The 14,185-nt window shown below is 73.5% G+C and carries 13 protein-coding genes; 6 read left to right on the top strand and 7 right to left on the bottom strand.

Features of this window, described 5'->3' with window-relative positions; translation table 11 throughout:
* Nucleotides 1–16 precede the first annotated feature (16 nt).
* From araD to ABD067_RS04560, 3 genes are all read left to right on the top strand, one after another.
* On the top strand, nt 17–1,819 hold the full coding sequence (gene araD, locus ABD067_RS04570; protein WP_343893984.1) for an L-arabinonate dehydratase: 1,803 nt from the start codon (nt 17–19) through the stop codon (nt 1,817–1,819).
* A gap of 13 nt (nt 1,820–1,832) precedes the next feature.
* Nucleotides 1,833–2,549: a ribonuclease activity regulator RraA gene (locus tag ABD067_RS04565; protein ID WP_343893982.1), complete on the top strand. Its 717-nt coding sequence runs from the start codon at nt 1,833–1,835 to the stop codon at nt 2,547–2,549.
* A gap of 256 nt (nt 2,550–2,805) precedes the next feature.
* A complete protein-coding gene (locus ABD067_RS04560; protein WP_343893981.1) occupies nt 2,806–4,392 on the top strand; it encodes a sensor histidine kinase in 1,587 nt (528 codons plus the stop codon).
* Between the two features lie 72 nt (nt 4,393–4,464).
* Here the strand turns inward: ABD067_RS04560 and ABD067_RS04555 are convergent, their stop codons facing one another.
* The 4 genes from ABD067_RS04555 to phbB form a co-directional block, all read right to left on the bottom strand.
* A complete protein-coding gene (locus ABD067_RS04555; protein ID WP_343893980.1) occupies nt 4,465–5,349 on the bottom strand; it encodes a DMT family transporter in 885 nt (294 codons plus the stop codon).
* An 11-nt stretch (nt 5,350–5,360) separates the two neighbouring features.
* Entirely contained in the window at nt 5,361–6,011 is a 651-nt protein-coding gene (locus tag ABD067_RS04550; protein ID WP_343893979.1) for a YciI family protein, read from the bottom strand.
* An 85-nt stretch (nt 6,012–6,096) separates the two neighbouring features.
* A complete protein-coding gene (locus ABD067_RS04545) occupies nt 6,097–6,342 on the bottom strand; it encodes a hypothetical protein (RefSeq protein WP_343893978.1) in 246 nt (81 codons plus the stop codon).
* A 75-nt stretch (nt 6,343–6,417) separates the two neighbouring features.
* On the bottom strand, nt 6,418–7,140 hold the full coding sequence (gene phbB, locus ABD067_RS04540) for an acetoacetyl-CoA reductase (RefSeq protein WP_343893977.1): 723 nt from the start codon (nt 7,138–7,140) through the stop codon (nt 6,418–6,420).
* A 187-nt stretch (nt 7,141–7,327) separates the two neighbouring features.
* Here phbB and ABD067_RS04535 point away from each other — a divergent pair, with 187 nt between their 5' ends.
* The gene (locus ABD067_RS04535; protein WP_343893976.1) at nt 7,328–8,374 is read left to right on the top strand and encodes a Bug family tripartite tricarboxylate transporter substrate binding protein; all 1,047 of its coding nucleotides are present in this window, start codon (nt 7,328–7,330) and stop codon (nt 8,372–8,374) included.
* A gap of 637 nt (nt 8,375–9,011) precedes the next feature.
* Here the strand turns inward: ABD067_RS04535 and ABD067_RS04530 are convergent.
* A complete protein-coding gene (locus tag ABD067_RS04530; RefSeq protein ID WP_343893975.1) occupies nt 9,012–9,683 on the bottom strand; it encodes a glycine zipper family protein in 672 nt (223 codons plus the stop codon).
* Between the two features lie 147 nt (nt 9,684–9,830).
* Nucleotides 9,831–10,979, bottom strand: a complete 1,149-nt coding sequence (locus ABD067_RS04525; protein WP_343893974.1) for a M20/M25/M40 family metallo-hydrolase — start codon at nt 10,977–10,979, stop codon at nt 9,831–9,833.
* A 45-nt stretch (nt 10,980–11,024) separates the two neighbouring features.
* Here ABD067_RS04525 and ABD067_RS04520 point away from each other — a divergent pair, with 45 nt between their 5' ends.
* Nucleotides 11,025–12,158: a threonine synthase gene (locus ABD067_RS04520; protein ID WP_343893973.1), complete on the top strand. Its 1,134-nt coding sequence runs from the start codon at nt 11,025–11,027 to the stop codon at nt 12,156–12,158.
* Between the two features lie 10 nt (nt 12,159–12,168).
* Here ABD067_RS04520 and ABD067_RS04515 read toward each other — a convergent pair whose 3' ends face one another.
* Nucleotides 12,169–12,837, bottom strand: a complete 669-nt coding sequence (locus tag ABD067_RS04515; RefSeq protein WP_343893972.1) for a J domain-containing protein — start codon at nt 12,835–12,837, stop codon at nt 12,169–12,171.
* Nucleotides 12,838–13,068: 231 nt separating this feature from the next.
* Between ABD067_RS04515 and ABD067_RS04510 the strand changes: the two genes are divergently transcribed.
* Nucleotides 13,069–14,178, top strand: coding sequence for an alanine racemase (locus tag ABD067_RS04510; protein ID WP_343893971.1), 1,110 nt, complete (start codon nt 13,069–13,071; stop codon nt 14,176–14,178).
* Nucleotides 14,179–14,185 lie beyond the last annotated feature (7 nt).

Genomic DNA, 14,185 nt, shown 5'->3' with positions numbered 1-14,185 from the left:
GGAGGACGCGCCCGCCATGCCCGACGAACCCGCCGCCACGCGACCCGCGCAACTGGAAGCGACCGAGGCGCCGGACTCCGCGCAGCCCCGCCGCAAGGACCCGTCCGAGTTCCGCTCCGCCCGCTGGTTCGGCCCGGCCGACCTGCGCTCCTTCGGCCATCGCTCGCGCGCCATGCAGATGGGCTACGCGCCGGAGGAATGGACGGGCAAGCCGGTCATCGCCATCGTCAACACCTGGTCCGACCTCCAGCCCTGCCACGCGCACTTCAAGACCCGCGTGGACGACGTGAAGCGCGGCATCCTGATGGCGGGCGGCTTCCCGGTGGAGTTGCCGGCGATCTCGGTGAGCGAGAGCTTCGTCAAGCCGACCACCATGATGTACCGCAACATGCTGGCCATGGAGACGGAGGAGCTGCTGCGCTCCCATCCCGTGGACGGCGCGGTGCTTATGGGCGGCTGCGACAAGAGCACGCCGGGCCTGCTGCTCGGCGCCACCAGCATGGACATCCCCGCGATCTATCTGCCGGCGGGGCCGATGCTGCGCGGCAATTGGCAGGGCAAGGTGCTCGGTTCCGGCTCCGACTCCTGGAAGTACTGGGACGAGCTGCGCGCGGGCAAGATCACCGACCAGGACTGGCTCGGCGTCGAGGGCGGCATCGCGCGCTCCTACGGCACCTGCATGACCATGGGCACCGCCTCCACCATGACGGCGATCGCCGAGGCGGCGGGCATGGTGCTGCCGGGCGGCTCCTCCATCCCGGCGGCGGACTCCGGGCACATCCGGCTGGCGAGCGAGTCCGGGCGGCGCATCGTGGAGATGGTGCGCGAGGACCTCACGCCGCGGCGCATCCAGACCCGCGCCGCCTTCGGCAACGCCATCGCCGTCGCCATGGCCATGGGCTGCTCCACCAACGCCATCATCCACCTGATCGCCATGGCTCGGCGCGCCGGGCACGACGTCGGCCTCGACGACTTCGAGCGCTACTCCCGCCGCGTGCCGGTGATCGGCAACGTCCGCCCCTCCGGCAACCAGTACCTGATGGAGGACTTCTTCTACGCCGGCGGCATCAAGGGGCTGATGGGCCGCATCCGCGAGCACCTGGACCTGTCCTGCCTGACCGTCACCGGCCGCACGCTGGGCGAGAACATCGAGGGCGCGAAGGTCTTCAACGACGACGTCATCCGCACCACGGCGAACCCGATCTACGGCGAAGGGTCGCTCGCGGTGCTGAAGGGCAACCTCGCGCCGGACGGCTGCGTCATCAAGCCGGCGGCGATGGACCAGCGCTTCCTTAAGCACTCCGGCCCCGCCGTCGTGTTCGACGACTACCCCTCCATGAAGAAGGCGGTGGAGGACGAGTCCTGGGACGTGACGGCGGACCACGTCATGGTGCTGCGGAACGCCGGGCCGCAGGGCGGGCCGGGGATGCCGGAGTGGGGCATGCTGCCCATGCCCAAGAAGCTGCTGAAGGAGGGGCACCGCGACATGCTGCGCATCTCCGACGCGCGCATGAGCGGCACCTCCTACGGCGCCTGCGTGCTGCACGTGGCGCCGGAGAGCTACGTCGGCGGCCCGCTGGCGCTGCTCAGGAACGGCGACACGGTCGCGGTGGACGTGGACGCCCGTTCCATCTCCATGGATGTGCCCGAGGAGGAACTGGCCCGGCGGCGCGCCGCTTGGAAGCAGCCGGAGCCGCGCTTCGAGCGGGGCTACGGCTGGGTGTTCACCAAGCACATCCAGCAGGCGAACGAGGGCTGCGACTTCGACTTCCTGCGCACCGAGTTCGGCGCGCCGGTCCCCGAACCCGCGATCTACTGAGGGAGGCGACGCCGTGGCTTTGAAGCCCGAGACCCGCGACAAGCTGAAGGGCGTCTCCACCGCGACGCTCGCCACCGCGCTCTACAAGCGCGGCTTCCGCTCGCAGTTCGTGCAATGCGTGCAGCCGCTCTCGCCCTTGAAGGAGAGCGTGGTCGGCGAAGCCTTCACGCTGCGCTACATGCCGGCGCGGGAAGACCTCAACATGCTGGAGGTGTTCCGCGACGGCACGCACCCGCAGCGCAAGGCGGTGGAGGAGTGCCCGCCCGGCGCGGTGATGGTGATGGACAGCCGCAAGGACCCGCGCGCCGCCTCGGCCGGCGGCATCCTGGTGTCGCGCCTCATGGCGCGCGGGGTCGCCGGAGTGGTGACGGACGGCGGCTTCCGCGACGCGGCCGAGATCGCCTCGCTCGGTTTCCCCGCCTTCCACCAGCGCCCTTCGGCGCCCACCAACCTCACGCTGCACCAAGCCATCGACATCAACGTGCCTATCGGCTGCGGCGACGCGCCGGTGTTCCCCGGCGACGTGGTGGTCGGCGACAACGACGGCGTGATCGTCCTCCCCGCCCACCTCGCGGACGAACTGGCGGCGGAAGCGGTGGAGATGACCGCGTACGAAGACTTCGTGACCGAGGAGGTCCGCAAGGGGCGCCCCATCCTGGGCCTCTACCCGGCCACCGAGGAGCGCAGCCTGTCGGACTTCGCCGCGTGGCGGAAACTGAAAGGGCGGTAGGAGCCGCCCAAACGGCGCGCGCCTTCTCCGTCGCCGAGCCTCGCCGTATACCGCATGCACCTATGGCCGGGGTTCGGCGAGCCGCGTCGCCGAAGCGCGGCGGTATGATGCAGGCCATCGGCACCGCGCCAGATCGCCGCGATCGTTCGCTCCTGGCTTTGACGCTGACAATTGGATGAGGTCTCAGGACGGCGCTGTTCGCATAGCGGAACGTTAGATACACTAACGAACTGTTATCGCATGAGAACACCCACTAATGGCTGCGCCTGGGTACCAAGCCTTTCCCGCTGGTGCGGCCGGAGAAACGGCGCATGCGGCCGCGACGCGCCGCTGCGATGGGCCGCAAGCGTCCTCCGCGCCCGAATTCGACGAGATCGCCAACTTGGCGGCGGATCTGCTGCGGGCGCCGGCGGCCCTGGTCTCGCTCTCGGAAAGGCAGCGGCAATTCCCCCTAGCGCGGGTCGGGCTGGAAGTCGCCGAGGTCCCGCAGGTTTGGGCGCTCTGCGGCCGAGCGCTCGGCGAACCCCGCGATGTTTTCGTGGTGAACGACGCCGCCGCCGACCCCCGCTTCGCCGGCGAAGCCCCCGTGGTCGGCGGGCAGCGCATACGCTTCTACGCCGGCGCGCCGATCGTCGCCCCTGACGGCCGCGCGCTCGGCACCGTATGCGTCCTGTCGCCCCATCCCCGGCCCTTCGGCATCGCGCCCGCCGAGCGGCGGCGGCTGGCCTCGCTCGCTTCCGTGGCGATGCGGGCCTTGGAGAACCAACGCACGGCGCGGCAAGCCGCGCGGTCTTTGGACGAGGCGGGCGCCCGGCGGGCAGGGGAGGAGCGGCTGCGCCTCGCGTTCGGAGCCGCGGGCGGCTGCGCCTGGGAACTCCACGCGGCCACCGGCCTGTCCACCTGGGACGCCGGGGCGCGGGACCTGTTCGGAATGCCCGGCCGGCTCCCCTTCGCGGACGCGCTCCGCCTCCTCGCGCACCCGGACGACGCCGCCGCGGTGCGGGAGGCGGTCGCTCGCGCCCTCGACCCGGCCGGCGACCGCCGCTTTGCGATCGAGCACCGCGGCCCGCAGCCGGGCGCGGACGGCCGCCCGCGCTGGTTCCGCTCGGTCGGACGGGCCGGCTTCGTGGCCGAGGCGGGCAGGCGCGCGTCGGCCGGGGAGGTGCGTTTGGTCTGCGCCTCCATCGAAAGCACCGAGCAGCGCGCCGCCGGGGAGCGGCAGGCGCTGATCCTGGCCGAGATGAACCACCGGGTGAAGAACACGCTCACCGTGGTGCTGGCGCTGGCCGAGCAGTCCTTCCGCGCCACCGGCGGCGGCGAGGAGAAGGAGCGCTTCCACGCCGACTTCCGCACCCGGCTGCTGGCGCTGTCCCGCGCGCACGACCTCCTGACGCGGGAGGCGTGGCGGAACACGGACCTCGCCGGGCTGGCGCACGCCGCCCTGGCGCCCTTCGGGGTGCTCGGCACGGGCGCCGCCGCGGCGCGGATCGCGTGCGACGGGCCGCGCGTGCTGCTCGCGCCGGAGCCGGCCGTGTCGCTGGCGATGGCCCTGCACGAACTGGCGACCAACGCCACCAAGCACGGCGCGCTGTCCCGGCCAGGCGGCAAGGTTTCGCTCGTGTGGGCGCCGGCGCCGGACGACGCCGCCGCGCTCGACATCGCCTGGGCCGAGAGCGGTGGCCCCCCGCTCGCCGGCCCGCCGACCCGGCGCGGCTTCGGCCTGCACCTGCTGGAGAAGGGCTTGGCGCGCCAACTCGGGGGCGAGGTGGCGCTCGACTACGGCAGTGGCGGCGTCACGTGGCGGATGCGGCTTGCTTTGGGCGACCGCGTGGCCTTGGGCTGACCGGTGACCGGTGACCGGTGACCGGTGACCGGTGACCGGTGACCGGTGACCGGTGACCGCTGACGGCGGGCGCTACCCGCGCCGCCGGCCGGCAGAGGCCGCCAGCAGGCCGCCGCCGCTCACCAGCGCCGCCGCGACGAGCATCCGCGCCGAAAGCTCGCCCTCGCCGGCGGCCACCAGCAGCAGGGTGGACGCCACCGGCACCGCGTAGGCCAGGGTGCCGAGCAGCCGCGGGTCGCCCCGCTTCATGCCGTGGTCCCACAGGAAAAAGGCCGCGCCCGTTGGCCCGAGGCCCATCAGCGCCACCACCGTCCAATGCCGCGCCTCCAAGGCGGCCGGCGGCTCTAGCGCCAAATGCGCCAGCCAAGCCGCGGCGGCGGAAACGAGGCAAAAGCCCGCCACCGCCTCGCTCGGCACCGAACCGAGCCGCGCAGCCAGCACGGAGTAGAGCGCCCACACCACGGCGGCGGCGAGCGCGCAGGCGAAGCCCGCCCAGGCTTCCGCCGGGAACGCCGCTCCGCCCCCCGCCAGCAGCAGCGCCGCGCCGGCCGCGCCCATGCCGACGCCGAGCAGGCGCCGCGCGCCCAGCCGCAACCCGCCGATCAGGCCCGAGAACAGCACGATGAGCAGCGGCCAAGCGTAGTTCAGCAGGTTCGCCTCGACGGCCGGTGCCCAGCCCAGCGCCGCGAAGTAGAGCGCGTGGTAGCCGCCGATCCCCGCCAACCCGTGCGTCCAGGCGAGCGGGCCCTGCCGCAGTGCCGACAGCCGCCCCCGCGCCGCCACTGCCGCCAAGCCGAACATCCCCCCGGCGGCGAGGCCGAGCGCGGTGAGCAGGAGCGGAGGCGTGGGCTGCGCCAAGCGCGTCAACGGCGCCAGGAAGGCCCAAAGCGCCAATGCCGCGCAGCCGGCCATGGTGCCCGACCCGGTCGTCCCCGCGTGCGCCGCCGCGACCGACACGCCGGGGCGGGTCAGGCGGAGCCCGGCAGCGGTCGGTAGGGAAGGGGCGCGAACCGGGTGCCGTACAGCGAGACGTCGCGCCACACGCCGCCAGTAATGTAGGGGTCCTCGGCCATCCAGGCGCGCGCTGCGGCGTCGTCCGCGTGCGCGGTGACGGCGATGGACCCGATCATGCGCCCGCCCGGTTCGTCCAGGATGGCTCCGCCCACGGCGAGCGTGCCGTCCGCCGCCATCGGCGACACGCGCTTCATGTGCGCTGCCCGCACCGCGAGCCGCCGCGCTTCGGCCCCTTCGTCGGTGCCGTCACGCGCGACGATCACGGTGTGCGTGCGGCTGGAAGCGACCGGCGCGCCGGGCTGCGGCAGCGGCCGGTAGGGCAGGGGCGCGATGCGGAAGGGAAAGGCTTCGACGTGCTTCCACACCTCGCCCTGCGCGAAGGGCTCGGCGGCGAGGTAGGTGTCGAGCCCCGCGCGGTCGGGCACTTCGAGCAGCATCAGCGACCCCGCCGGCTTCCAGTCCGGCGTGAACAACGACACGCCGAGCGCCAAGCGCCCGTCGGCCGCCCATTCGGTGATGACGGTCATGTGCCGCTCGCGCGCCGCCATGCGGCGCTGCGGCGCGGCCTCGTCCTCGCCGTCCCAGGCGATGATGGCGTAACCCATGGGCGCTTCTCCGTCCGGCGCGCCCGATGGTCGGCCGGCGCCGGCCCGGAAGCAACCTCGGTCGGGCGGCGCCGCGCCTCCACCGCTACTTGTTGGTCCGGCCCTGCTGGTCCGGGTCTACGCCGCCCTGCGCCGTCGTGTCGTTCATGGTATCGCCTTCGACGGTGCTTTGCGCTTCCAGGTCCTCCGGATCCACGCCGGTGGCGCTGTGGACGCCCTTGGAGGTGCCGATGCCCGGGTTGCGGTCGAGGTCGTCCGGCGGACGCGGCGCGTCGGCGCCGAGCCCGCTCTCGCGGTCCGCCGTGGTCTTCGGGTGCTTGCTGCTGGCCATGGTGCGTCCTCTCCTAGCCGAGAGGACCAGAACGAGTGGCGGCGGCCGGTGTTCCCGCCGCCCCCGCTCGGAACGTCAGTACATGTGCTGCCCGCCGTTGATGGACAGCGTCGAGCCGGTGATGAAGTCCGCGTCGTCGGCGGTGAGGAAGGCCACGCCGCGCGCGATGTCCTGCGCCGTGCCCAGGCGCCCGCGCGGGATGCGGGCGATGATCTTCTCCAGCACGTCCGGCGGCACGGCGCGCACCATCTCGGTGTCGACGTAGCCCGGGGCGATGGCGTTCACCGTGATCTGGGCCTTGGCGCCTTCCTGCGCCAGCGCCTTGGTGAAGCCGTGGATGCCGGACTTGGCGGCGGCGTAGTTCACCTGCCCGTACTGCCCGGCCTGGCCGTTGACCGAGCCGATGTTGACGATGCGGCCGAACTGGCGCGCCATCATGCCGTCCCACACCAGCTTGCACATGTTGTAGCAGGAGCCGAGGTTGGTATCGATCACCGCGTCCCACTGCTCGCGCGTCAGGCGCTTCATGGTGGCGTCGCGGGTGATGCCGGCGTTGTTCACCAGGATCTCGACGGTGCCGACCTCGCCTTCGATGCGCTTCACCGCGTCGGCGCACTGCTTGAAGTCGGCGACGTCGAACTTGAAGCAGCGAATGCCGGTGCGTTTGGTGAAGGCCTCGGCCGCGGCGTCGTTGCCGGCGTAGCTCGCCACCACCGTGCGGCCCGCCTGCTGCAACGCTTCGCTGATGGCCGCGCCGATCCCGCGCTGCCCGCCGGTGACCAGTGCCACTTTCGCCATGGACGTCCCCTTCCCTGTTGGGTTGTCGTTCAAAGCAGCCCGATCCGCGGCGGCGATCAAGCGCCGGGGCCGGAACGCTCGGCACCTGCGCGCGCCGGTTCGATGACGGATGCGTGAGGCCCGGCTCCGGCAGGCCGACTTTCGGGGCAAAACTCGCCGACCGAGCCGCACCACGAGGAACGACGCGATGCCGAGCCCGTCTGTCGCCACCGCCACCGCCACCGCCACCGCCACCGCCACCGCCACCGTCCCGACGCGCCGCGTCGCGCTCGCCGCCGGCCTGGGCGCCGCCGCCCTCGCCGCAGGCCGCCGCGGCGCCCATGCGCAGCAGCCCGCGGTCCGTGCGCTGACGGTGGTGGTGCCCTACGCGGCGGGCGGCGGCACCGACATCACCGCGCGGGAGTTCGCGCAGCTCCTCGCCCAGGAGCTGAACCAGACCGTGGTGGTGGACAACCGCGGCGGCGCGGCGGGGCATGTCGGCTCGGTGGGCGTCGCGCGCTCGCGGCCGGATGGTTCGATCCTGCTCTTCGCGGTCTCCACCAACATCGTGGTCAATCCGCACCTGCAGCGCGGCGACCGGCTCAACCTCGCCAACGCCCTGGCGCCGGTGGCGCAGGTCTCGTCCTACCAGTACGTGCTGGTTGTCAACCCGGAGGTGCCGGCGCGCACCCTCCCGGAGCTGATCGCCCACGTGCGGAGCCGCCCGCGCGGCGAGGTCTCCTACTCCTCCGGCGGCGTCGGCAACGCCAACCACCTCGCTGGCGTGCTGTTCGCCGAGGCGGCCGGCCTCTCCATGGAGCACATCCCGTACCGCGGCACCGCGCCGGCGCTGCTGGACGTGGTGGCGGGGCGCGTGGCGATGAACTTCTCCTCGCCGCCCCCGGCCATCCCGCAGATCAAGGAGGGCAAGCTGCGCGCCATCGCCGTGACGGGCGAAAAGCGCATCTCCGCGCTGCCCGAGGTGCCGACGCTCGCGGAAGCCGGACTGCCCGGCGTGGTCATCACCGGTTGGCACGGCGTCTTCGCGCCCGCCGGCCTGCCCGCCGAAGTCCAGGAGCGCCTGTCCGCGGCTTGCCGCCGCGCCGCCGACTCGCCGCGCTTCCGCGAGCGGTTGGAACACGACGGCCTGGAACCGGCGCCGGCCCGCCCGCTCGCGGAGTTCGCGGCCATGGTCCGGCAGGAAAGCGCTTTATGGGAGCGCAAGGTGCGCGAACTGGACATCAAGCTGGAGTAGCGGCGGGCGCCGCCGCGACCCGCGCGGTACCCGGCGGCCCCGTGCGCGGCGCGCCCGAGGTTCCGACCGGGACCGGGACGGCGGCCGGGCTCGGCGATGCGCCGCCGTTCCGCAGCGCGCGCCGCTACGGGCGCGCGTTGCGGAACGGCGGGCTCATGGCGCTGCTGGCGCCGGCCGCGATCCTGCTGCTGAACGCTCGCGAACCGCCCGGCGTCGGCCGCATCCTGTCCGAACCGCCCGCCGCGGTCGCCGCATCGGCCGCGGTCCACCTGCCGCCAGGGCGATCGGCGCCGGCGAGGTCACGGCGGTGCTCGGCGCCTGCTCGGCCACCCAGTGTCGCCGGCCGACGCTTGGTTGGTGGAAGGCTCGGCGCAGGCGCCACGCAACGCCGGCTTCATGCTGCCCGGTGCACCGGCTGTGCAAGAGGGAGCCGTGGTCGGTGCCGCCGCCCACGGCGCCGTCGGCGGCGCTGGCCAGCCGCGCGCGTGGAGTGCGCTTCGCCGTGCCAAGCCCGCTTCGCCAGGCGTGGTCATCGGCCACGGCCGCCGCTCGGCGCAGCTGGCCGGGGTGGTCTGACGCCGGCGCAGCAGGCTCCGGTCGACCGCTCCGCGCCCGCTGGGCCGGCGTCCGCGGCGCCTCAACGGCCGCGTATGCCGAAGCCGCGGGCGCCGCCGCCGCGGAATCCACCGCCGTGGAAGCCGCGCCCGTAGAAGGGACGCCAGTGATTGATCCCGAAGCCGAAGCCGAGCGAAACGCCCGGCCGGTAGAAGCCCGGCCCGTAGAACCCGCCGACATAGGGGCTGTAGTACGGCCCGTAATACGGGTAGGCCGGGTAGTACGGGTACGGCGCGCCGTAGGGAGTCCCATAGGCGGCCGCGGTCTGCACTTGGTTGCCCGTGCTCGCCAAGCATTGCGTGTAGGCTTGGTCGTAGCGGGCTTGGAGGCTGTAGCCCGAAACCTGCGCGTTGTTGGCGCCGACCGCCGAACCGGCCAGCAGCCCGGTGCCGGCGCCGATCGCCGCGCCCGTGCCCGGCGAGCCGCCGGCCGCACCCAGCAGCGCACCCGCGGCGGCGCCGAGCGCCGTGCCCGCGACCGCGCTGCCGGCCGCCGATTGGTTCGCGCCTTGCGCAGGGCTGATGCCAATCTGGTTGAAGGCGTAATTCCGGCAGCCCGCCTCTTCCTGCTGGAACTGGGCGAGGTTCTTCCCCTCGGGCGGGATCGCAAGGACGGTCGGGCCGGTCGGCGGGCGCACGGCGCAGCCTGCGAGCAGGAAGCCGCCGAGCAGGGCTGCCAAGGCGGGTCGGGTCATGGATCTCGGACCTCCCGGGCGGCGCCGGCGGCGGTGCGAGCCCCGCCGGGTGCCGTTTTCGTGTGCATGATTCCGCCATATGGGGCGTCGCGGGCGTTTGAACGGCTTCCGACCCCGCTAGGCGGAGCGATCCCGCAAAGATGATTCTCAGTCGGCGCCGCGTTCCAGGAAACGGGCCATGAGCGGCACCGCCGCCGCCAACTCGGCCACGGACACCCGCTCCTCCGGCGTGTGGGCGACGGCGATGTCGCCCGGCCCCATCACCACGCAAGGCGCCAGCGCCTGCAACGCCACCGCGTCCGTGCCGAAGGGGACGGTCGCGGGCGCCTTGCCGGACAGTTCCGCGCAAAGGCGCACCAGCGGGTGGTCGGCGGCGAGTTCCGGCGCTTCGCCCTCGGCCGAGACGTCCAGCGCGACACCGGCCCGCGCCGCGGCGTCCCGCACCGCCTCCAGCACCGGCTCGGCCCGCAGGCCGCGGCTGCGGCGGAATTTGATGCGGCAGGTCGCGCGCGCGACGGTCACGTTCACCGCCGTCCCGTGGTTGTCGACGACGAGGTTGAAGTCGGGGAAGGCCGGGTCGTAGGCGCCGTCGCGGAAGGCCGGGTCGTCGCGGAGCCGTTGCGCCAGCGCGCGCATCTCCGCCAGGAACGGAATCAGGTCCCAGTTGGCGTTGCGGCCTTTGCCGGTGGACGAGTGCGCCTGCACACCCTCGGCCGTGGCCGTGATGTTCACCGAAGCGCGGTGGCCCCGCACCGGCACCAGCCGGGTCGGCTCCGCCACAAGGACGCCCCGGAGGCCGAGGCGGCGGGCCAGAGCGCTGTCCGCCACGGCGCGTGCGCCGGCCTTGGTGGTCTCCTCGTCCGTGGTGATGAGCAGCGTCGCAGGCACGCGCCCCGGCACGCCCCGCGCGGCGACGATGCAAGCGGCGAGCGGCCCCTTCATGTCGGCGCTGCCCAGGCCGTGCAGCACGCCCGCCGCGCCGAGCCGCGGCGCCCAGGGCTCTTCCGTCCAGCCCGTCTCCGGCACCGTGTCCATGTGCCCGGACAAGGCGTGCCCGCCCGGCGGTCCGCGGTGCGCCACCAGCGCGCGCTTCGGCACGCCGGCGGCATCCGTGTAGTCCAGCCGTTCCACTTCGAAGCCGCCGAGTTCCGCTTCGATCCGGTCGGCCACCGCCAGGTTCGAAACGGCGCTTCGGCTGTCGATGGAGACGAGGTCGGCGGCGAGGCGGGCGACCGCGGCGGCGTCATCGGCAGGGCGCACCGAGGGAGCGGCCGGCGTTTTCGCTTCCTTGGTCATCCACGCAACCTTGCCGCGCAGTTCGGAAAGAGCAAGTCTCGCCGCATGGACGGTTCTCCCGCCTACCTCGACCCCCGCACCGGCGCCACTTGGCCCTTCGACCGGCCGCGCTGGCGCGGCGACGACGGGGCGCCGCTCATGCTCACGCCGATGCCGGGCATCGGGCGCGACGACATCGACCGGGGCGAGCGCAGCCTATGGCGCTACCGCGCCGCCTTGCCGCCGCTCGGAGGCACGCCGCCGATCAGCATGGGCGAGGGCTGCACGCCGCTCGTCCCGCGCGCCGTCGGCGGCGGCGCCACCGCTCTGCTGAAGTGCGAGTGGTTCATGCCCACCGGCTCCTTCAAGGACCGCGGCGCGTCCGTGATGCTCTCGCTGCTCCGCGCGCAGGGCGTCGAGGCGGTGCTGGAGGACTCCTCCGGCAACGGCGGCGCGGCGGTCGCGGCCTACGCGGCGGCGGGCGGGATGCGCGCCAAGATCCTGGTCCCCGAAAGCACCTCCGCCGCCAAGACGGTGCAGGCGCGCGCCAGCGGCGCCGAGATTGAGCTGGTGCCCGGCAGCCGGCAGGACTGCGCGGACGAGGCGCTGCGCCAAGCCGCCTCGGTGTTCTACGCCAGCCACAACTGGCACCCCTTCTTCCTCCAGGGCACCAAGACCCTCGCCTACGAGCTGTGGGAGGACCTCGGCTTCGCCGCGCCGGACAACGTCGTGGTGCCCTGCGGCGCCGGCTCCAACGTGCTCGGCTGCGGCATGGGCTTCGCGGAGCTGCTGGCGGCCGGGCAGATCGACCGGGTGCCACGCATATTCGCCGCGCAGCCGGCGAACTGCGCCCCCATCGCCCGCGCCTTCCTCGACCTCGAACCGGCCGAGCCGCGCCCGACCATCGCCGAGGGCACCGCCATCGCCAAGCCGATCCGGATGCGCGAGTGCCTCGGCTTCTTGCAGCAGAGCCGCGGCGGCGCGGTGATGCTGTCGGAGGCGGAGATCGGCGCCGCCGCGCTCGACCTCGCGCGCATGGGCGTCTACGTGGAGCCGACCTGCGCCCAGGCCGCGGCCGCCTTCCGCAAGCTGCTCGGCGCCGGCACGGTACGGCCGGAGGAGCGCACCGTGCTCGTCATGACCGGCACCGGCCTGAAGAGCACGCCGCGCTTCGCGGAGCTGCTCGGAGTCGCGCTGTGAGGCGCGGCGGTCAGGATCTCCGGCGCGCCGCCAGCGAGTCGAGATAGCCCGGCAGGTCTATGGCGAAGGCCCGGTCGCGCGCCAAGCCGCCCGGGCACGACAGGGACATCGCCACGGGCGGGTCCAGCGGCCGGCGGTCGGCGTGCAGCAGCAGCACCTCGTACCGCTCGTTCGGCGCCTGCGCGAGCACCGCGCGCGGCCAGCGGAAGCCGCGGCGCCCGTGGTGCAGCATGGCCCGGCCCATCTCCGGGAAGATCGCCTCGCTGCCGTAGGCGACGACGGGCGGCAGGAACTCGCGCCCGTCGAAGGCCCACAGGGTCCATTCCTCCTTGGAGCACCCGGACATCTCCCACAGGCGCTTCTTCAAGAAGTTGCGGTCGCTGTAGTCGTCGCGCGAGATCACCTCGTCCGGCACGGTGCCCAGGGCGTTGCCGGCCCAGGCCCAGACCGGCACGCCGCCGACGCGCGGCGAAGTGGTGTCGCGCAGGCCGCCGCCGGCCTGCGGTTTGAGGAAAGAATAGGCCGCGTTGATCTCCTGCATGGCGCGCGTGTCGCCGCCGAGGTCGGGGTGGTGCCGGCGCGCCAACTCCTGCCAGCGGCGCTTCAGCTCGTCCGCCGCGAGGCCGGCGGCGTCCAGGCCGTGCCGGCGGAGTACGGCCTCGGCGGCCTCGCGCGACATGGGCGCGGGCTTTCCGGGTCGATCGTGACGGTGCTGCGCGCCGTGCGACATGGGTCCTGTCCTCCTGCGCGCACAGCTTTGCCCCAACTCCCGTCGCGCGCGGCTTCAAGAGCCCGGCACGACGCCGCAAGACACCGGGTTGTCAGGCGTTATCGCGCCCCGGGGCCGCGTCCCTCCTCACCGATCGCGGAACTTGGCGCGTTGCGGACGGGGCCATTAACCTACCGCCGCATGACAACGCTCGACGACCTCCCGACGCCGTGCCTGGTGCTCGACCTCGGCGTGCTGCGGCGGAACATCGCCCGCATGGCCGCGGCCGTCGCGCGGCACCCCGGCGTGGCGCTGCGCCCGCACCTCAAGACCGCGAAGAGCCGCGACGTTGCCCGCATGGCCGCGCCCGGCCGCGGCGCGATCACCGTAAGCACGCTGGCGGAAGCGCGGCACTTCGCCGAGGGCGGCTGGACCGACCAGATCTACGCCGTCGGCATCGCGCCCCGGAAGCTGGACGCGGTGGCGGAGCTGAACGCCGTCGGCGCCGACGTGAAGGTCGTCACCGACGACCCCGGCGCCGCCCACGCGGTCGCCGCGCACCCCGGCCCGGTCTCGGCGCTGGTCGAGGTGGACGTGGGCGAGGGCAGGGGCGGCGTCCGGCCCGAAGACGACGCGCTGCCGGAGATCGCGGCGGCGCTGGGGCCGCGCCTCGCTGGCGTCATGGCCCACGCCGGCCACAGCTACGCCGAGCGCACGCCGGAGGCGATGGCCGCGGTGGCCGAAGCCGAACGCGCCGGCGTGGTGCGCGCCGCCGAGCGCCTGCGCGCGATGGGCCACGCCGTCCCAATCGTTTCGCTCGGCTCCTCCCCCACCGCCCTGCACGCGCGGAACCTCGCGGGTGTCACCGAGGTCCGCGCCGGCGTCTACATGTTCGGCGACCTGTTCCAGATGCAGCTCGGCACCCACGGGCCCGACGGCATCGCGCTGACGGTGCTCGCCAGCGTCATCGGCCGGCGGCCGGGGCGCAACGCCGTGCTGCTGGACGCCGGCGCGCTGGCGCTCTCCAAGGACCGCAGCACGGAAGCGGCGCCGCGCGACTACGGCTTCGGCCTCGTGCTCGATCGCGCCGGCCGCCCGTCCTTCGGGGAAGCCGTCGTGACGCGCGTCCACCAGGAGCACGGCGAGGCGAGGGGCGCGGAACCGCTCCCCTTCGCGCGGCTGCCGGTCGGCGCGCGGGTGCGCGTGGCGCCGAACCACGCCTGCCTGACGGCGGCGGCGCATGACCGCTACCACGTGGTGGACGGCGGCGAGCGCGTCCTCGCGGTGTGGGAGCGGGTGAACGGCTGGTAGCGCCAAG

The organism is Craurococcus roseus, assembly GCF_039523795.1.
GTDB classification, from domain to species: domain Bacteria; phylum Pseudomonadota; class Alphaproteobacteria; order Acetobacterales; family Acetobacteraceae; genus Craurococcus; species Craurococcus roseus.
This window is presented reverse-complemented; position numbering and strand designations above follow the sequence as displayed.

Excerpts from the sequence above, each read along its gene's own strand:
- ABD067_RS04525 (WP_343893974.1), bottom strand. The coding sequence starts at position 10,979 with ATGACCAAGGAAGCGAAAACGCCGGCCGCTCCCTCGGTGCGCCCTGCC.
- ABD067_RS04510 (WP_343893971.1), top strand. The coding sequence starts at position 13,069 with ATGACAACGCTCGACGACCTCCCGACGCCGTGCCTGGTGCTCGACCTC.
- phbB (WP_343893977.1), bottom strand. The coding sequence starts at position 7,140 with ATGGCGAAAGTGGCACTGGTCACCGGCGGGCAGCGCGGGATCGGCGCG.
- ABD067_RS04535 (WP_343893976.1), top strand. The coding sequence starts at position 7,328 with ATGCCGAGCCCGTCTGTCGCCACCGCCACCGCCACCGCCACCGCCACC.
- ABD067_RS04560 (WP_343893981.1), top strand. The coding sequence starts at position 2,806 with ATGGCTGCGCCTGGGTACCAAGCCTTTCCCGCTGGTGCGGCCGGAGAA.
- ABD067_RS04550 (WP_343893979.1), bottom strand. The coding sequence starts at position 6,011 with ATGGGTTACGCCATCATCGCCTGGGACGGCGAGGACGAGGCCGCGCCG.
- ABD067_RS04515 (WP_343893972.1), bottom strand. The coding sequence starts at position 12,837 with ATGTCGCGCGAGGCCGCCGAGGCCGTACTCCGCCGGCACGGCCTGGAC.
- ABD067_RS04520 (WP_343893973.1), top strand. The coding sequence starts at position 11,025 with ATGGACGGTTCTCCCGCCTACCTCGACCCCCGCACCGGCGCCACTTGG.
- ABD067_RS04530 (WP_343893975.1), bottom strand. The coding sequence starts at position 9,683 with ATGACCCGACCCGCCTTGGCAGCCCTGCTCGGCGGCTTCCTGCTCGCA.
- araD (WP_343893984.1), top strand. The coding sequence starts at position 17 with ATGCCCGACGAACCCGCCGCCACGCGACCCGCGCAACTGGAAGCGACC.
- ABD067_RS04545 (WP_343893978.1), bottom strand. The coding sequence starts at position 6,342 with ATGGCCAGCAGCAAGCACCCGAAGACCACGGCGGACCGCGAGAGCGGG.